At 74.8% G+C, this 17,641-nt stretch carries 16 protein-coding genes and 1 riboswitch; of the genes, 6 read left to right on the forward strand and 10 right to left on the reverse strand.

The genetic code is table 11. The annotated features are described in order from the left end of the window. Nucleotides 1-7: 7 nt before the first annotated feature. A complete protein-coding gene (locus tag ACZ6J5_RS14500) occupies nucleotides 8-736 on the forward strand; it encodes a ZIP family metal transporter (protein ID WP_469391224.1) in 729 nt (242 codons plus the stop codon). Between the two features lie 2 nt (nucleotides 737-738). Here ACZ6J5_RS14500 and ACZ6J5_RS14505 read toward each other — a convergent pair whose 3' ends face one another. The 7 genes from ACZ6J5_RS14505 to ACZ6J5_RS14535 all read right to left on the reverse strand — a co-directional run bounded on the left by ACZ6J5_RS14505 (nucleotide 739) and on the right by ACZ6J5_RS14535 (nucleotide 9,171). After that, nucleotides 739-2,097, reverse strand: a complete 1,359-nt coding sequence (locus ACZ6J5_RS14505) for a cobyrinate a,c-diamide synthase (RefSeq protein ID WP_469391226.1) — start codon at nucleotides 2,095-2,097, stop codon at nucleotides 739-741. Next, complete coding sequence (gene cobO, locus ACZ6J5_RS14510) at nucleotides 2,091-2,699, reverse strand: cob(I)yrinic acid a,c-diamide adenosyltransferase (RefSeq protein ID WP_469391228.1); 609 nt, start codon at nucleotides 2,697-2,699, stop codon at nucleotides 2,091-2,093. Before cobO ends, ACZ6J5_RS14505 begins: the two co-directional genes overlap by 7 nt. After that, nucleotides 2,699-4,774 carry a putative cobaltochelatase gene (locus ACZ6J5_RS14515; RefSeq protein ID WP_469391230.1) on the reverse strand — a complete coding sequence of 692 codons (2,076 nt, stop codon included), beginning with the start codon at nucleotides 4,772-4,774 and terminating at the stop codon, nucleotides 2,699-2,701. The genes cobO and ACZ6J5_RS14515 overlap by 1 nt, the downstream gene beginning before the upstream one ends. Before the next feature lie 85 nt (nucleotides 4,775-4,859). Beyond that, on the reverse strand, nucleotides 4,860-6,368 hold the full coding sequence (locus ACZ6J5_RS14520) for a cobyric acid synthase (RefSeq protein WP_469391231.1): 1,509 nt from the start codon (nucleotides 6,366-6,368) through the stop codon (nucleotides 4,860-4,862). After that, nucleotides 6,365-7,357: a cobalamin biosynthesis protein gene (locus ACZ6J5_RS14525; protein WP_469391233.1), complete on the reverse strand. Its 993-nt coding sequence runs from the start codon at nucleotides 7,355-7,357 to the stop codon at nucleotides 6,365-6,367. The genes ACZ6J5_RS14520 and ACZ6J5_RS14525 overlap by 4 nt, the downstream gene beginning before the upstream one ends. Before the next feature lie 32 nt (nucleotides 7,358-7,389). After that, a riboswitch (cobalamin riboswitch) is annotated at nucleotides 7,390-7,509 on the reverse strand. Between the two features lie 134 nt (nucleotides 7,510-7,643). Further along, a complete protein-coding gene (locus tag ACZ6J5_RS14530) occupies nucleotides 7,644-7,865 on the reverse strand; it encodes a hypothetical protein (RefSeq protein ID WP_351664959.1) in 222 nt (73 codons plus the stop codon). 16 nt (nucleotides 7,866-7,881) lie between these two features. Next, the gene (locus ACZ6J5_RS14535; protein WP_469391235.1) at nucleotides 7,882-9,171 is read right to left on the reverse strand and encodes an inorganic phosphate transporter; all 1,290 of its coding nucleotides are present in this window, start codon (nucleotides 9,169-9,171) and stop codon (nucleotides 7,882-7,884) included. A gap of 359 nt (nucleotides 9,172-9,530) precedes the next feature. On the opposite strand from ACZ6J5_RS14535, the gene ACZ6J5_RS14540 reads away from it, so the two are divergent. Together ACZ6J5_RS14540 and ACZ6J5_RS14545 are read left to right on the forward strand one after the other, a co-directional pair. Continuing rightward, a complete protein-coding gene (locus ACZ6J5_RS14540; protein ID WP_469391237.1) occupies nucleotides 9,531-10,658 on the forward strand; it encodes an alpha/beta hydrolase in 1,128 nt (375 codons plus the stop codon). Between the two features lie 101 nt (nucleotides 10,659-10,759). Beyond that, nucleotides 10,760-12,139, forward strand: coding sequence for a hypothetical protein (locus ACZ6J5_RS14545; protein WP_469391239.1), 1,380 nt, complete (start codon nucleotides 10,760-10,762; stop codon nucleotides 12,137-12,139). 91 nt (nucleotides 12,140-12,230) lie between these two features. Here ACZ6J5_RS14545 and ACZ6J5_RS14550 read toward each other — a convergent pair whose 3' ends face one another. Both ACZ6J5_RS14550 and ypfJ read right to left on the reverse strand, forming a co-directional pair. Continuing rightward, nucleotides 12,231-12,635 (reverse strand): VOC family protein, encoded by a 405-nt coding sequence (locus ACZ6J5_RS14550; RefSeq protein ID WP_469391241.1) that lies wholly within the window; start codon nucleotides 12,633-12,635, stop codon nucleotides 12,231-12,233. Between the two features lie 61 nt (nucleotides 12,636-12,696). Then, entirely contained in the window at nucleotides 12,697-13,587 is an 891-nt protein-coding gene (gene ypfJ, locus ACZ6J5_RS14555; RefSeq protein WP_469391243.1) for a KPN_02809 family neutral zinc metallopeptidase, read from the reverse strand. A 220-nt stretch (nucleotides 13,588-13,807) separates the two neighbouring features. Between ypfJ and ACZ6J5_RS14560 the strand changes: the two genes are divergently transcribed. From ACZ6J5_RS14560 to ACZ6J5_RS14570, 3 genes are all read left to right on the forward strand, one after another. Then, nucleotides 13,808-15,406, forward strand: coding sequence for an ABC-F family ATP-binding cassette domain-containing protein (locus tag ACZ6J5_RS14560; RefSeq protein WP_469391245.1), 1,599 nt, complete (start codon nucleotides 13,808-13,810; stop codon nucleotides 15,404-15,406). A gap of 379 nt (nucleotides 15,407-15,785) precedes the next feature. Continuing rightward, nucleotides 15,786-16,007, forward strand: a complete 222-nt coding sequence (locus ACZ6J5_RS14565) for a helix-turn-helix domain-containing protein (protein WP_006123601.1) — start codon at nucleotides 15,786-15,788, stop codon at nucleotides 16,005-16,007. A gap of 129 nt (nucleotides 16,008-16,136) precedes the next feature. Then, a complete protein-coding gene (locus ACZ6J5_RS14570; protein WP_469391247.1) occupies nucleotides 16,137-16,937 on the forward strand; it encodes an enoyl-CoA hydratase/isomerase family protein in 801 nt (266 codons plus the stop codon). Nucleotides 16,938-16,962: 25 nt separating this feature from the next. Here the strand turns inward: ACZ6J5_RS14570 and ACZ6J5_RS14575 are convergent, their stop codons facing one another. Further along, complete coding sequence (locus tag ACZ6J5_RS14575; RefSeq protein WP_469391249.1) at nucleotides 16,963-17,628, reverse strand: hypothetical protein; 666 nt, start codon at nucleotides 17,626-17,628, stop codon at nucleotides 16,963-16,965. Between the last annotated feature and the right edge of the window lie 13 nt (nucleotides 17,629-17,641).

The following is a 17,641-nucleotide window of genomic DNA, read 5'->3' on the forward strand; positions in this document are numbered from 1 at the left end:
AAGGCCCATGGCTGTAGTCGTCGCGCTCGGCGCGTTCCTGATGACGCTGTTCGGCGGCTGGACGGCCCAACGCGTCACCGACCGGCGCCACCTCGTCCTCGGCCTGGCCGGCGGACTCATGCTCGGCGTCGTCGGACTCGACCTGCTCCCCGAGGCCATGGAGGCCGCGGGCGAGAAGGTCTTCGGCGTCCCGCAGGCCCTGCTGCTCTTCGTCGGCGGCTTCCTCTTCGCCCACGTGATGGAACGCCTGCTCGCCGTCCGCAGCGCCGCGCACGGCGCCGAGCCGGGGGAGCGCGTCCCCCAGGTGGGGCTCACCGCCGCCGCCGCGATGGTCGGCCACAGCCTCATGGACGGCATCGCCCTCGGCGCCGCCTTCCAGGTCGGCGGGGGCATGGGCGCCACCGTCGCGCTCGCGGTCATCACCCACGACTTCGCCGACGGCTTCAACACGTACACGATCACCAGCCTGTACGGGAACGCCCGCCGCAAGGCCCTCGCCATGCTGGTCGCCGACGCCCTCGCCCCGATCGTCGGCGCCGCCTCCACGCTGCTGTTCACCCTTCCGGAGGAACTGCTGGGCAGCTATCTCGGCTTCTTCGGCGGCGCCCTGCTCTACCTCGCCGCCGCCGAGATCCTGCCCGAGGCCCACCACGACCACCCCGCCCGCACCACCCTGCTGTGCACGGTGGCGGGCGTCGGCTTCATCTGGCTGGTGGTGGGCCTGTCCAGCGGCTGAACTCACCCGCAGTGCTCCACGAAGCGCGCGGCCGCGCCCGGGGCACCCGCCCAGTGCGTGTGCACATAGCTGGCGTGCACCCCGCCCCGTACGAAGCCCTCCACCCGGCGCTCCGGCTGCCGCAGCCCCCAGGCCGCGAGCTCCCCGGCGCCCGGCTCGATCACCGTGCGGTGGAACTCGTGCCCCCGCATCCGGGCGCCCGCCGCCGCCAGCACGCTGTCGTTCACCGCGACCGCGTCCCGGTAGCCCAGCGTGAGCCGCTCCGACATGCGGGCGTCCGCGTCCAGCACCCCGCACATCGGGTGCCCGTCCAGCGAGCGCGCCAGATACAGCAGCCCGGCGCACTCCGCCGCGACCGGCGCCCCCGACGCGGCGAGCTCCGCCACCGCCTCGCGCAGCGGCTCGTTCGCGGACAGCCGCTCGCCGTACATCTCGGGGAAGCCGCCGCCGATGACGAGGCCGCGCGTCCCCTCGGGGAGCGCCTCGTCGCGCAGCGGGTCGAAGGTGACGACCTCCGCCCCCGCCGCCGTCAGCAGCTCCGCGTGCTCGGCGTACGAGAACGTGAACGCCGCGCCCCCGGCGACGGCGATCCGAGGCCGGCCGCCGCCCGTGACGGCCGCCGGCAGCGGGCCCAGCGCGGCGGCCGGGTCCCACGGCTCGGCGCCGAGCTCCGGGGCCGAACGCGCCAGCGCCAGCAGCCCCTCCAGGTCGCAGCCCGCCCGCACCTGCTCCGCCTGCGCCGCCACCGCCTCCACGGCCTGCGCCTGCCGCTCCGCGACCGGCACCAGACCCAGGTGCCGCGAGGGCGTCGCCACCGAGGGCGCCCGCCGCAGCACGCCGAGCACCGGCACGCCCGACTCCTCCAGCGCCTCCCGCAGCAGCAGCTCGTGCCGGTCGCTCGCGACCTTGTTCAGGATCACCCCGCCCAGGCGCACCTCCGGGTCCCAGGAGGCGAAGCCGTGCACCAGCGCGGCCACCGACCGGGACTGCGAGGAGGCGTCCACCACCAGCACCACCGGCGCCCGCAGCAGCTTCGCCACCTGCGCCGTGGACGCCAGCTCGCCCTGCCCGGCGGCCCCGTCGTACAGCCCCATCACGCCCTCGACGACCGCCAGGTCGCAGCCCCGCGCGCCGTGCGCGAAGAGCGGCGCGACCAGCTCCGTACCGCACATGTACGCGTCGAGGTTGCGGCCCGGCCGGCCGGTGGCCAGCGCGTGGTAGCCCGGGTCGATGTAGTCCGGGCCCACCTTGTGCGGGGAGACCGCGAGGCCACGGCCGGCGAACGCGGCCATCAGGCCCGTCGCGACCGTGGTCTTGCCCGCGCCCGAGGAGGGCGCGGCGATGACGAGACGTGCTACCACTCGATGCCCCGCTGGCCCTTCTGACCCGCGTCCATCGGGTGCTTCACCTTCGACATGTCGGTCACCAGGTCCGCGAAGTCCACGAGCTCCCGCGGGGCGTTGCGGCCGGTGATGACGACGTGCTGGTGACCGGGACGGTCCCGCAGCACCTCGACGACCTCCGTCACGTCGATCCAGCCCCAGTGCAGCAGGTACGCGAACTCGTCGAGGACGTAGAACTTGTAGCGCTCCTCGGCCAGGTCCCGCTTGACCTGCTCCCAGCCCTCGCGGGCCTTGTCCTCGTGCGACTGCTCGCCCTCGGCGACCTCGCGCTGGATCCAGGACCAGCCCTCGCCCATCTTGTTCCAGGTGACCGTGCCGCCCTTGCCGGTCTCGCCGAGCGCCTTGAGGGCGTTCTCCTCGCCGACCTTCCACTTGGCGGACTTCACGAACTGGAACACCCCGATCGGCCAGCCCTGGTTCCAGGCGCGCAGCGCCATGCCGAACGCGGCGGTCGACTTCCCCTTGCCGACGCCCGTGTGCACCATGACGAGTGCGCGGTTGCGGCGCTGGCGGGTGGTGAGACCGTCGTCGGGAACGACGGTCGGCTGTCCCTGTGGCATCAGGCGGCCCTCCTGGCGAAACGGTTGTCCTGTACGTCCCTCACGTCCCTGACGACGCCCGCGATCGCGTCGGCGCGCAGCTCGTCCAGGGTGACGGCGGTGCCGCCGAGTTCACGGGCGAGGGTCCCGGCGAGGCCCAGCCGCACCGGTCCCGTCTCGCAGTCCACGACGACGCTCGCGGTGCCCTCGGCGGCGTGCAGCCGCGCGGCGCGGGCGGCGAGCGCCAGCGGATCGGGGCCGCCGCCGGTCGCGCGGCCGTCGGTGACGACCACCAGCAGCGGACGCCGCGAGGGGTCGCGCAGCCGCTCGATCCGCAGCACGTCGTGCGCCTTCAGCAGCCCCGCCGACAGCGGCGTACGGCCGCCCGTCGGCACCTGCTCCAGCCGCGCGGCGGCCGCGTCCACCGACGAGGTCGGCGGCAGCGCGAGCTCCGCGGCACGGCCCCGGAAGGTGATCAGACCGACCTTGTCGCGCCGCTGGTAGGCGTCGAGCAGCAGCGACAGCACCGCGCCCTTGACCGCGCTCATCCGCTGCCGGGCCGCCATCGAACCGGAGGCGTCCACGGCGAACAGCACCAGATTGCCCTCGCGGCCCTCCCGGGTCGCCTGCCGCAGGTCGTCCTTGCGCACCATCAGGCCGGGGCCGCTGCGCCCGCGCGCCTTCTGGTGCGGGGCGGCGGCGTGCACGGTGGCGGTCAGGTGCAGCTTGGTCAGCGCGCCCCGGGGGCGGGTGGCGCCGGTGGTGCGGCCGTGCTCGGCGCGGGCCCGGGAGCGGCGCCCGGCGGCGCCCTCGCCGAGACCGGGCACGCTCAGCGTCTTCGTACGGAACGGCTCGGCGGCCTGGACGGCGGCGCGCTCGCCGGAGCCGGACCCGCTGTTCTGCGGGGCTTGGGCGGGCTCGGGCGCGGGTGCCTCGCCGGGGGCCGGGGCCTCCTCGGGCGGGGCGCCGTCGCTCTCGGGTCCGTCGCCCTGCGGCGGGATCCCGCCGCCACCGCCGGGACCGCCGTCACCCGGACCACCGTCATCCGGGCCGTCGGGCTCCGGGTCGGGGTCCGGCTCGTCCTCGCCCTTGAACCGCTCCAGCGTCTCGTCCAGCTTGTCCTCGTCGATGCCCGGCGCGTCGAAGGGATTGCGCCGCCGCCGGTGCGGGAGCGCGAGCAGCGCCGCCTGCCGGACGTCCTCGGAGGTCACCTCGGTCCGCCCCGCCCACGCGGCGAGCGCGGTCGCGGTCCGGGCCATCACGATGTCGGCGCGCATCCCGTCCACCTCGAACGCGGCGCAGGTCGCGGCGATCTGGAGGAGCACCGCGTCCCCGAGGACCACCTTCGGCAGCAGCTCCCGCGCGCCGACGATCCGTGCGCGCAGCGCGGCCTCCTCGCCGGCCCAGCGGGCGGCGAACGCGGCCGGGTCGTCCTCGAAGGCGAGCCGCCGCCGGACCACCTCGACGCGCTCCTCGGGCACCCGGGAGGCGGCGACCTCCACGGTCAGCCCGAAGCGGTCGAGCAACTGCGGGCGCAGCTCGCCCTCTTCGGGGTTCATCGTGCCGACCAGCAGGAAGCGGGCGGCGTGCCGCACGGAGACGCCCTCGCGCTCGACGTGCGACTGGCCCATGGCGGCGGCGTCGAGCAGGAGGTCGATCAAGTGGTCGTGCAGGAGGTTGACTTCGTCGACGTAGAGGATGCCCCGGTGCGCGGCGGCGAGCAGTCCGGGCTCGAACGCCTTCACGCCCTCGGCGAGCGCCCGCTCGATGTCGAGCGCGCCGACGAGCCGGTCCTCGGACGCGCCGACCGGCAGCTCGACCATCCGCGCGGGCCGCGCGTCGGCCGCCCCGGTGCCGTGCGGCCCGTCCGGGCAGCCCGGGTCGGGCGCGGCCGGGTCGCAGCTGAAGCGGCAGTCCGCGACGACGGCCACCGACGGCAGCAGCTCGGCGAGGGCCCGCACGGCGGTGGACTTGGCGGTGCCCTTCTCGCCGCGTACGAGGACGCCACCCACCGCCGGGCTGATGGAATTCAGCAGCAGCGCGAGCCGCAGGTCGTCCATGCCGACGACGGCGGTGAACGGATAGCGGGTGCTCATCGGGTGGTCACTCCTTCGAGTCGTACGGAGGGTCGTACGGAGGGTCGTACGGAGGTGGTGGGCGCGGGCGGCCCGGGCACGGCGGTCACGGCGCCCCCGGCGGCACGAACGGCAGCCCCTTCGGGGCGCCCTCCTCGATGAGCCGCAGCAGCGCGTCCGTGTCGGCGTGCTGCTCGATGAGGTCGCCGAGCCGGTCCAGCTGCTCCTCGCGGAGCGTGCCGAAGGAGGTGTCGGGGGCCGGGACGAAGCGCCGGCCGGACGCCGCCGCGACCTCGCGCAGGAACGCGCGCCGGAAGCCGTCGCTCTCCAGCGAGCCGTGCCAGTGGGTGCCCCAGACCGCGCCGACCCGGCAGCCGTCCAGGAAGGGCTCGCCGCCCTCGACGGTGGCGACGCCGTGGTGGATCTCGTACCCCTCGACGCGCTCGCCGAGCGCCTCCCCGGCCGGCCGGGCCAGGGTCTTCTCGACGCCGAAGCGGATGCGTACGGGCAGCAGCCCGAGCCCGTCGACCAGGCCCGCCCTCGACTCGACCTCGTCCTCGATCCGCTCGCCGAGCGCCTGGAAGCCGCCGCAGATCCCGAGCACCGGGCGGCCCTCGGCGGCGCGCCGGACCAGCGCGTCGGCCAGTCCGCGCTCGCGCAGCCAGGCCAGCGCCTTGACGGTGCCGCGGGTGCCGGGCACGACGACGAGGTCCGCGTCGACGAGCTCCTCGGGCCGGTCGACGAAGCGGACGACCACGCCCGGCTCGGCGGCCAGCGCGTCCACGTCGGTGAAGTTCGACATCAGCGGGACGGCGCAGACGGCGACCCGCAGCACGTCGGCGCCGACCGGCGGGGCCACCACCGACTCGCGGACCGTGCCGCGCAGCGAGACCCGCAGGCCGTCCTCCTCGTCGATGCCGAGGCCGTGCGCGTACGGCAGGACGCCGAAGGTGCGGCGCCCGGTGAGGCCGTGGAGCATGTCCAGACCGGGCTCCAGGAGCGTCACGTCGCCGCGGAACTTGTTCACCAGGTACCCGGCGACGAGCTCCTGGTCCTCGGGCGCGAGCAGCGCGGTGGTGCCGAAGAACTGGGCGAAGACGCCGCCCCGGTCGATGTCGCCGACGACCACGACGGGCAGCCGGGCGGCCCGCGCTATGCCCATGTTGACGATGTCGGTGCGCCGCAGGTTGATCTCGGCCGGGCTGCCCGCGCCCTCGCAGATGACGGCGTCGTACGTGCTCCGGAGCTCCTCCAGGCACGCCATCACCGGCTCGAAGAGGGTCCCCTGGCGTCCGCCGTGGTAGCCGCGGGCGCTCATCTCACCGACCGGCTTCCCCATCAGGACGACCTGGCTGGAGCGGTCGGAGCCGGGCTTGAGCAGCACCGGGTTCATCAGCGCGGTCGGCTCGACGCGCGCGGCCTGCGCCTGCATGGCCTGGGCACGCCCGATCTCGGCGCCCTCCCGGGTCACGAAGGAGTTGAGGGACATGTTCTGTCCCTTGAACGGCGCCACCTTGACGCCCTGCCGGACCAGCCAGCGGCAGATGCCGGCCGTGACGACGCTCTTGCCCGCGTCGGACGTGGTCCCGGCGACGAGCAGCCCCCCGCCCCTCATGCGTTCCTCCGCTTCAGCGTGCTCGCGATCAGCCGGCCGCCCACGCAGGCGGCCAGGGTCAGTCCGGTGATCCGGCGGGACAGCCGCACCGCCCGGTCGATGTCGGCGACCTCGACGGGGCGGCCCGGCGCGTTGAGGACGGGCCGGTGCTCGACCCGCCCGCCGTACGCCAGGGTGCCGCCGAGCCGTACGCCGAGGGCCCCGGCGAAGCCGGCCTCGACGGGTCCGGCGTTGGGGCTGGGGTGCTTCGCCGCGTCCGCGCGCCAGGCGCGGGCGGCCCCGCGCGGGTTCCCGCCGGCGACGGTGGCGAGCGCGGCGGTGAGCCGGGCGCCCGGCCAGCCGGCGAGGTCGTCGAGCCGGGCCGAGGCCCAGCCGAAGCGGCGGTACCGCGGAGACGTGTGGCCGACCATCGCGTCCAGGGTGTTCACCGCCCGGAAGCCGAGCAGTCCGGGCACGCCCGCGACGGCTCCCCAGAACAGGGCGCCGACCACGGCGTCGGAGGTGTTCTCGGCGACGGACTCGACGACCGCGCGGGCCATCGCGGGGCCGTCCAGGGAGTGCGGGTCGCGTCCGCACAGGTGCGGCAGGCGCTCCCGGGCGGCCTCCAGGTCCCCGGCGGCGAGCGCCCCGCCGATCGCGCGGGCCTCGCGGCCGAGCGTGGTGCCGCCGACGACGGCCCACACGGAGGCGGCGGTCAGGGCGACGGCGGCGGCGCGGCTGTTCCGTGCCGTACGGGCGGCCAGCGCTCCGAGCGCGACGGTGGAGCCGGCGCAGACGGCGGTGTGCAGGGCGCCCCAGCCGCGGTGGTCGCGCCACAGGCGCTTCTCGACCGCGCCGGCGGCCCGGCCGAAGGCGGCGACGGGGTGGCCGCGGCGGGGATCGCCGGCGAGCCGGTCGACGGCGAGGCCGAGGGCCGCTCCGTACGCGAAGACGCTGGTGGCGCCCGAGGTGCCGGGGGCACCGGGAAGGCTGAGGCCGCGGCCGGGCATGGCGCTCTGTCCTCACTCAGGGTCCGCGCCCTGGATCGACGTGACCGGCGGCGAGAGTTCCTGGCTCCCGGCCCGTGGGGGCCGGTCACAGTGGCGGGACCGCGCCGGATTCGCACCGGACTTCCTCTACTGCCGCCGTAATGGCCCCGGAAGTCCACCACGCTCCGCGAACAGCCGTCAACTCACCCTTGACCTGCGTCGGGTCACTGTGCGGAGCGCCACAGACACGAGAACCGGGCGGCCCGCACCTCGGGGTGCGGGCCGCCCGGCCGGTGTGCGCGGTGCGTCAGGCGACGATCAGGTAGATGCCGTAGGAGACGGCGGCCAGGCACAGCGCGAAGCAGGCGTAGGCGCCGGTGACGGCCAGGGTGGCGGAGCCGCCGTTCTCGGCGGCCTCCTCCTGCTTGGAGAGGCCCATGACACCGAGGGTGAAGAGGCCCACCAGGGCGACGGTCGCCACGAGGCTGACTCCGAAGACGGAGCCGAGGGCTGCCCAGTCGATCTTCATGCTTGGTTCCAGTTCCTTAGACCGCGGCGGCGGGGGCCGGGGGAGCGGCCGGGTCCGTGGGGCCCGGGGTGGGGATGGTGGCCTTCAGGTCCGTGTCCGCGACGGCGGCGACGGAGCCGGCGGCCGGCGGCGGGGTGACGGCCGCGATGGCGGTGGTGACCACACCGGCGGGCTCGGCCGGGGCGGCCGGGTTGTCGAGGTCGTCGGCGGTGACGTTGGTGTGGTCGACCGGCTTGCGGCGGGAGAGCGACCAGATGACGGCCGAGCCGGCGACGAGCAGGACCGCGACGGCGGCGATGCCCCAGGTGCCCTGCTTGGTGAGGAACTCGGCGGCGGCGCCGACCAGGCCCGCGGCGGGCAGGGTCAGACCCCAGGCGACGAACATCCGGGTGGCGGTCGACCAGCGGACGACACCGCCCTTGCGGCCGAGGCCGGCGCCCATCACGGCACCCGAGCAGGACTGGGTGGTGGAGAGCGAGAAGCCCAGGTGGGAGGAGGCCAGGATGACCGTCGCGGCGCTGGTCTGGGCGGCGAAGCCCTGCTGCGGCTGGAGGTCGGTGAGGCCCTTGCCCATGGTGCGGATGATGCGCCAGCCGCCGAGGTAGGTGCCGAGCGCGATCGCGAGACCGGCGGAGACGATGACCCACAGGGGCGGGTTGGCGCCGGGGGCGAGGACGCCGCTGGTGACCAGGGCGAGGGTGATGATGCCCATCGTCTTCTGCGCGTCGTTGGTGCCGTGCGCGAGCGAGACGAGACCGGCGGAGGCGATCTGGCCGGCCCGGTAGCCCTTGGCGGTCGCCTTGGTCCCGGTGTTCGACTTCTTGCCGAGGCGGTACGTCAGGCGGGTCGCGACCATCGCGGCCAGACCGGCCACGATCGGGGCGGCGACGGCGGGGATGAGGACCTTGGTGACGATGGTCGGGCCGTTCACCGCGTCCCAGCCGGCCGACATCACGGCGGCGCCGATGAGGCCGCCGAAGAGGGCGTGGGAGGAGCTGGACGGCAGGCCCAGCAGCCAGGTCAGCAGGTTCCACAGGATGGCGCCGACGAGCGCCGCGAAGATCACTTCTGTGCGAATGCCCTCTTCGTTGATGATCCCGCCGGAGATCGTCTTGGCGACCTCCACGGACAGGAACGCGCCGACGAGGTTCAGCACGGCGGACATGGCCACCGCCGTCTTGGGCTTGAGAGCACCGGTCGAGATGGTCGTCGCCATCGCGTTGGCGGTGTCGTGGAAACCGTTCGTGAAATCGAACACGAGAGCTGTCACGACCACAATCGCGAGCAGCAGCGTGATGTGTTCCATTTACCCAGGCAATCGTTTGACGTCAGTGGCTGGTCGAACGTACGCAACCTGGGTGAACGGAAGATGAACTAGGCCGGGCTGTGCGGTGTCCCCAACCGGGGTCCGGAGCTTCCGCTTCCGCTCCTGGCCGCCCCCCTGTCCACCATGCGGGCAGGGTGCGACCCGGGGTAATCGCAGGCGAACCAGGACACCCGCGACATCCGCCCGCTCCGCCGCCCGCCGGCCGGTCCGCCCCGTGGACCCCGCGCGCCCCGTCAGCCGTACGGACGACCCCGCCGACGAGACCCTCGTCACGCGCCGTCACCCGTCCGGGGTGCCGCCCGGTGGCAGCCTCCGCCCCCACTGCCGACACTGGGAGCGTGCGCCCGGCTACAGCGACGGCAGCGGCCGTCACCACAGTGATCGGTGTCGGCGCGGCCGCGGTGGCGGCCGGCCGGTACGCCAGCGACGCCGCCCTCAGGGTGCCGTCCGGACGCCCGCTGCCCGGCGACCCCCGGCTCACCGTGCACGCCACGGCACCCGGCCGGATCACCCTCACCCGCGGCCTCGCCTCGCTGCGCCCCGGCACCTACGGGATCGAGGCCCCCGGACTGCACGCCGTCGTCGGCCCCGTCCTCGACCGCGTCCCGCACACCGCCGACACCGTGGTCCGCCGGCTCGAACGGGTCGAGCTCGGCGCCCTCGCCACCGGCGCCCGGGTCCGCCTCACCCCCCAGCTGCACCGCGGCACCCCCGAGACCGCCCTCGGCCTCGCCCACGAGGACGTCGAGATCCCCGGCGAGCTCGGCCCCCTCCCCGGCTGGCTCGTCCCCGGCGCCCGCTCCACCTGGGTGATCGCACTGCACGGCCTCGGCACCACCCGCGAGCACGCCCTCAACCTCGTCCCCTTCCTCCAGCGCCGCCAGATCCCCGTCCTGGTCCCCGCCTACCGGGGCGACGAGGGCGCGCCGCCCGCCCCCGACGGCCTCGCCCACCTGGGCGACTCCGAGTGGCGCGACGTCGACGCCGCCCTCCGCTACGCCGTCCGCCGGGGCGCCGGACAGGTCGTCCTGCTCGGCTGGGGGACCGGCGCCGCGATGGCCCTGCACGCCGCCGCCGGCTCCGGCGTCCGCGACCGGATCCGCGGCCTGGTCCTCGACTCCCCGGTCCTCGACTGGGAGGCCACCCTGCGCAACCTCGCCGCCGCCCGGGGCGTGCCCGGCCCGCTCGTCCCGCTCGCCGTCCGCGCCGCGCAGGGCAGGACCGGACTCCACGGCGACCGGCTCGCCGAGGCCGCCGACCCCCGGGGCCTGCGCGTGCCCACCCTCGTCCTGCACGGGCCCGACGACACGCTCGCCCCCTGGGGCCGCTCCCAGGAACTCGCCGCGCTCCGCCCCGACCTGGTCACCCTCACCACCGTCCGCGACGCCCCCCACGCGGCCATGTGGAACGCGGACCCGCTCCGCTACGAGGAGGCCCTGCGGCGCTTCCTGACCCCCCTCGTCTGAGGCCCGCCGCCCCGACCGGACCGGCGCCGACGCCCGGACCAATGCAGCGGCGTTGCGGATTCCGATTGGGCTTTCGGGCCGTCAGCGGGAAGACTGCCCCCGTGACGTCTCGAAAGCCCGATGAACCATTGGCGCGCAACTCCAGACTCCGACTCGTCCGTCCGCGGGCCCTCGCCACCGCGCGGCGGGCCGTGACGACCCGGCGCACCCGCCCGGCACCCCGGCCGCCCGAGGGGACACCGCCCCGGGCGGAGCTGGCCGGCCAGGCCCGCGCCGTCCTCGCCGACGCCGTGCGCATCGCCCGCTGGGCCGCCGTGGACCGCACCGCGGGCGTGGCCTCCCCCGACTTCGGCGACGGCGAACGCGCCGCCGCGGCCCTCGCCCTGACACCGGCCCAGGTCCTGGCCGGCTGGGACCGGGCCCGGCTCGCCGGACTCGTCGAACTGCACGGCGACACCGCCCGCCCCGGCTGGCGGCTGCACGCCTGGGACCGCGACGACTCCGCCGTGCTGCGCGGCTGGGTCGCCCTCTTCGACGCCTGGTCGCTGGTCCACCCGCTGCCCGAGGACGTGGTCCCCGGCGCCGTCTCCGAGGTCGTCGAGGCCGTCCCCCAGGTCCTCTCGCTGCTCCAGCTCTCCGCCGGACCCGTCCCGGTGCCGACCCTGCTCGACCTGCTCGGCCAGCGCGTCGAGGAGCTCCGCGAGGAACGCTGCGAGGTCCCCGCCCCCGGCACCCCCGCCTGGACCGCCCCCGTCGCCGAGGGGCTGCCCGCGCTCCTCGACTGGGCCTTGGAGGGCCTCGCCGACGTCGGCGCCCTCACCCTCGGCACCGGCCAGGCCACCCTGACCCCGCTCGGGAACTGGGCGGTCTGGGTCAAGCTGGAGCAGATCTGCGTCGCCGCGCAGAGCCCCGCCGGCAACATCGAGCAGTCCGCCGAAGACATGCTGCGCGGCTGCGCCCGGCTCACCCCCGGCCCGGCCCGCGACGAGTACCGCGCCTGGCTCGCCGCCCGCACCCTCTCCAGCGCCGTCGCCGAACTCCTCGCCGTCGCCCGAGGCGAGGACGCCCTGCTGCGCGGCCTCGCCTTCGAGGCCCTGCGGGTGGTCGGCGCCCCCGCCGAGCCCGAGGTCCGCGCCGCCCTCGCCGAGCCCTCGCTGCGCCCCTACGCGCTGCTCTGGCTCGCCGAGTACGAGGGCGCCGACCCCGACGACGCCCCCGAGGTGCTCACCCGCGAGGAGGCGACCTGGCTCTGGGTGGACACCGCGGCCGCCGTCGCCGACCACGGCGAGGGCACCCTGCTGGTGCGCCACCTGGACTCGGCCGTCCAGGGCACCGTCCCGGCCCTGCTCGACGCGGTCCGGGCCGTCGGTCACCCGCGCACCGTCCAGGTCCTGGTCGCGCTCGCCGCCGCGCACCCCGACCCGGCCCTCGCGAAGGCGGTCCGCCGGGCCGCCTTCCAGGTCCACACGGGCGGCGCCTGAAAGGCCCGGAGCACCCGGAGCACGGAGCACCCGGAACGCGGGCGGGCCGCCACCCACCGGTGGCGGCCCGCCCGTCGGGCGATCTGGCCGGCTACTCGTCCGCCGCGCCGGGCGCGTACGTCCCGAAGCTCCAGACGTTGCCCTCCGTGTCCAGCGCCATGTAGTCCCGGGAGCCGTAGTCCTGGTCGGTGGGCGGCATCGCGATCTCCACGCCGTGCGCCACGGCCCGCGCGTGGTGCTCGTCCACGTCGGCGACGCGCACGTACACCCCGGTCGGGCCGCCGCCCGCCATCCGCCGGTCGAACTCGCTGCCCGAGCCCGCGCTGCCGAGCATCACCATCCCGTTCCCGTACGTGAGCTCCGCGTGGGTCACGCGCCCGTCCTCGCTCTCGTACACCGCCGTCGCCGTGAAGCCGAAGGCCTCCGTCAGCAGGGTGATCGCGGCCTTCGCGTCCGCGTACCGCAGTGTCGGGCAGATGTCGGGTGCCTCGGCCATCCCGATCACTTCCTCTCCGGTGGTTCGTGTGCCCCGAGTCTCGGTCCGGCGGCCGGGTGTCTCACCGGAAGGTGTTGCACTTCGCCATGTCGCCGGTGCTGTAGCCGGTGTAGAACCACTGCTGCCGCTGGGCCGCCGAGCCGTGCGTCCAGCTCTCCGGCGTCACCCGCCCCTGGAAGCGCTCCTGGATCCGGTCGTCGCCCACCGCCGCCGCCGCGTCCAGCCCGTCCCGGATGTCCTGCTCGGTCAGCCGGGTGAACAGCGGCCGGCCGGTCCGCTCGTCGGGCGTGGTCGTCGCGTGCCGCGCCCACACCCCCGCGTAGCAGTCGGCCTGGAGCTCCACCCGGACCGCGTTGGAGTTCGCCCCGGTCCGCCCGTCCTGGGCCTTCGACAGCGTCCCCATCAGGTTCTGCACGTGGTGCCCGTACTCGTGCGCCACCACGTACGCCTGCGCGAAGGGGCCGCCGGTCGAGCCGAACTTGGTGCGCAGCTCGTCGAAGAAGCCGAGGTCCAGATAGACCTGCCGGTCGCCCGGGCAGTAGAACGGGCCGACCGCGGAGGTCGCGTTGCCGCAGGCGGTGGCGACCCGCTGGGTGAACATCACGGTCCGCGCGGGGGAGTAGGTGCCGCCCCGCCGGGTGTACTCGGCGCGCCAGAAGTCCTGCACGCTGTTGACCACCGCCACGATCCGGCAGTCCTCGCGCGCGTTCGCGTCCGCGCCCTTCTTGCACGCCTGGTCGACCTGGGCCGCCGACGAGGCGCTCACGGCCGGCTCGTCGTTCCCGGACGACAGCCCCAGCTGCTCCGGCCCCACCCCGAAGAGCAGGCCGAGGATCAGCGCGATGACACCGGCGATCCCGCCGCCGATGGTGGCCCTGCCGCCGGGCACCCGGCTGCCCCGGACGTCCTTGACCTCCGAGGTGTCCAGGTCGGCATCGTCGTCGAACTGCATGGCCACCGCCCTCCGCGTCTCTGCCGAGTATCGAGCGCACCGCCGGTTGTCACCCCTTTTGTGCGTCATGCGAGGTATGTGACATTTGCCGCTCGGCCGAAAATCAGTTGCGGAAGCCCGTTAGACTGACCGCATGGTCTGTCTCCTCTGGGTGCATTAGCGGCGTCGAAGCCCGCATCAGCCGTCCTTCCGCCCTTTCCCACCGCCCAGGAGTCCGTCCGTGATCACCGCTTCCGGTATCGAGCTGCGCGCCGGCGCGCGCGTCCTCATCGAGTCCGCTTCCTTCCGTGTCGCCAAGGGCGACCGCATCGGCCTGGTCGGCCGCAACGGGGCGGGCAAGACCACCCTCACCAAGTGCCTCGCGGGCGAGGGCCAGCCGGCCGGCGGCACCATCACCCGCTCCGGCGAGGTCGGCTACCTGCCGCAGGACCCGCGCACCGGCGACCTGGACGTGCTGGCCCGCGACCGCATCCTGTCCGCCCGGGGCCTCGACACCCTGATCCGCAAGATGCGCCAGAACGAGGAGCGCATCGCCACCGGCGCCGGCGCCACCCGCGACAAGGCCATGCGGCAGTACGAGCGCCAGGAGACCGAGTTCCTCACCAAGGGCGGTTACGCGGCCGAGGCCGAGGCCTCCACCATCGCCGCCGCGCTCGGCCTGCCCGACCGGGTCCTCGGCCAGCCCCTGCACACCCTCTCCGGCGGTCAGCGCCGCCGGATCGAGCTGGCCCGGATCCTCTTCTCGGACGCCGACACCCTGCTCCTCGACGAGCCCACCAACCACCTCGACGCCGACTCGATCGTCTGGCTGCGCGACTACCTGAAGACCTACCGCGGCGGCTTCATCGTGATCTCCCACGACGTCGACCTGGTCGAGACGGTCGTCAACAAGGTCTTCTACCTGGACGCCAACCGCTCCGCGATCGACGTCTACAACATGGGCTGGAAGCTCTACCAGCAGCAGCGCGAGGCCGACGAGAAGCGCCGCAAGCGCGAGCGCCAGAACGCCGAGAAGAAGGCCGCCGCGCTCAACTCGCAGGCCGACAAGATGCGCGCCAAGGCCACCAAGACGGTCGCCGCGCAGAACATGGCCAAGCGCGCCGAGCGCCTGCTCTCCGGCCTGGAGGCGGTCCGCGTCTCCGACAAGGTCGCCAAGCTGCGCTTCCCGGACCCCGCGCCCTGCGGCAAGACCCCGCTCACCGCGGAGGGCCTGTCCAAGTCGTACGGCTCCCTGGAGATCTTCACCGACGTCGACCTGGCCATCGACAAGGGCTCCCGCGTCGTCATCCTCGGCCTCAACGGCGCCGGCAAGACGACCCTGCTCCGCCTCCTCGGCGGGGTCGAGCAGCCCGACACCGGCGAGGTCACCCCGGGCCACGGCCTCAAGCTCGGCTACTACGCGCAGGAGCACGAGACCCTGGACCCCGAGCGCACGGTCCTGGAGAACATGCGCTCCGCCTCGCCCGACCTCGACCTGGTCGAGGTGCGCAAGGTGCTCGGCTCCTTCCTGTTCTCCGGCGACGACGTCGACAAGCCGGCCGGAGTGCTCTCCGGCGGCGAGAAGACCCGGCTCGCGCTGGCGACGCTGGTCGTCTCCTCGGCCAACGTGCTGCTCCTCGACGAGCCCACCAACAACCTCGACCCGGCCAGCCGCGAGGAGATCCTCGGCGCGCTGCGCACGTACAAGGGCGCGGTCGTGCTGGTCACCCACGACGAGGGCGCGGTCGAGGCGCTGGACCCGGAGCGGATCATCCTGCTCCCGGACGGCGTCGAGGACCTGTGGGGCCCGGACTACGCGGACCTGGTCGCCCTCGCCTGACCGGCCCGGCGTCCCCCCCCGCGGGGCCCGTCGCCCCGCCCCCGGCCGTGGAGTGATCATGCCGGGCTGGATCATTCGGCTCATGGGTGATCCTTCATCTGAGTGAGTGCGTCTCGTACCCCCCGGCGCGGGCCCTGCGGAATCCTTCCGCCTGGGCTCGCACCGGGCTGGTGTTCCCGGCGCCGCGCTGACCTGGTACTTCCCGGGCGAGAGGGGCCGGTGGGCGTCCCGGGACGCAGCGGATGAGCCCCTTCCGCTCCGTTCGTCCGCCGCCGTCCGCGCCAAGCGGATGGCACGGACCTTGTCGAATGGGTGGCCAGGAAGTCCGGGAGGGGTGATCATGAGAAGTCCAGAGCGCACTTCCCATGAGGAGGCACGGGTGGCCGAGACTCTGAAGAAGGGCAGCCGGGTGACCGGCGCCGCGCGCGACAAGCTCGCGGCAGACCTGAAGAAGAAGTACGACTCCGGTGCGAGCATCCGGGCGCTGGCCGAGGAAACCGGCCGCTCCTACGGATTCGTCCACCGGATGCTCAGCGAGTCCGGAGTCACGCTGCGGGGACGCGGCGGAGCGACACGGGGCAAGAAGGCGGCCTCGGCCTGACATCGGGGCGGCCCCACCGGTCCACCGGGTCTCCGGTGACCACCCGGTCGGACGTGTGACCGGCCGGGTGGTTACTGTGCAGTCACTTAGCATCGGCTGACGTGCTGCACCGGAACCGGAGGCGCCCCCATGACTACGCTCGACGACTCTGAGCTCGTTTTCGACAAGGACGGTGTACGGCTCACCGTCGAGGACGCCGTTGCCACGGTGACCCTGACCAACCCGGCGAAGCGCAACGCCCAGTCTCCCGCTCTGTGGCGGGCGTTGACGGAGGCCGGCCGGTCACTCCCGGGCAGCGTGCGGGTCGTGGTGCTGCGCGGCGAGGGCAAGTCCTTCTCCGCGGGGCTCGACCGGCAGGCGTTCACGCCCGAGGGCTTCGACGGAGAGCCGTCCTTCCTGGAGATGGCGCGCGGGTCCGACGCGGACCTCGACGCGCTCATCGCCGAGTACCAGGAGGCGTTCACCTGGTGGCGCCGCAGCGACCTCGTGTCGATCGCGGCCGTCCAGGGCCACGCCATCGGTGCGGGCTTCCAGCTCGCGCTCGCCTGCGACCTGCGGGTCGTCGCCGACGACGTGCGGTTCGCCATGCGCGAGACCAGCCTGGGCCTGGTCCCGGACCTCACCGGCACGCACCCCCTCGTCTCCCTCGTGGGCTACGCCCGCGCGCTGGAGATCTGCGCCACCGGCCGGTTCGTCCACGCCGAGGAGGCCGAGCGCACCGGCCTGGCCAACATCGCCGTGCCCGCCGCCGAGCTCGACGCCGCGGTACGGGACCTCAGCGCCGCCCTGCTCGCCGCGCCGCGCTCCGCCCTCATCGAGACCAAGGCGCTGCTCCAGGGCGCCTCGGGCCGCTCGTACGAGGAGCAGCGCACCGCCGAGCGCGCCGCGCAGGCCCGCCGGCTGCGCGACCTCGCGGGCCTCGGCGACTGAACGCCCGGGGCCGCCCCGGGCCGGCTCAGCGCAGCTCCGACACCACCACCGTGACCGCCGTCGCCCCCGGGGCGGCGGCGGTCACCGCCGTCCGGACCGCGCGGGCCACGTCCAGCGCCCGCCGGCCCGAGGTCACCGCGAACTCCAGGCACAGCCCCCCGCCGTCCGCGTGCCGGACCGGGCCGCCGTACGCGTCGGTCAGCGCCGCCACGCCGGGCACCGCGAGGGCGGCGAGGGCCGCCGGGTCCTCGGGCGCCGGCGGCGAGGTTCCCCCGGCCGGCGGAACGGGGGCCACCGGATCCGGCGGGGCGTCCAGCAGCTCCGTCACCCGCAGGTCCACCCGCGCCACCACCAGGCCGAAGTCCTCCTCGGCCACCCGCAGCAGCGCCGTCCGCAGCCGGGCGGCCAGCTGCGGCAGCGGGCGCCCGAGCACCGCCGCGAAACCCAGCGCGATCCCCAGCCCGCCGGGCGGCAGCCCGCCCGGCGGCACCGGGAACGGCGTCCCGGCGGCCGCCTCGACGAGCCGGAACCTCGGCGGTCCGGGCACCGCGCCGCGTACCGCGCCCGCCGCCGAGGCGAGCGCCTCCCGCACCGCGCGCTCCGCGATCCATGCCCCGTCCTCCGGCCCGCCGAGCGGCAGCAGCCGGTCCGTCGCATGTCCTGTACGCCATGTCGTCATCGGGGTCGTCATCGCCCCAGCCTGC

It is taken from the genome of Streptomyces sp. NPDC042100 (assembly GCF_055582325.1).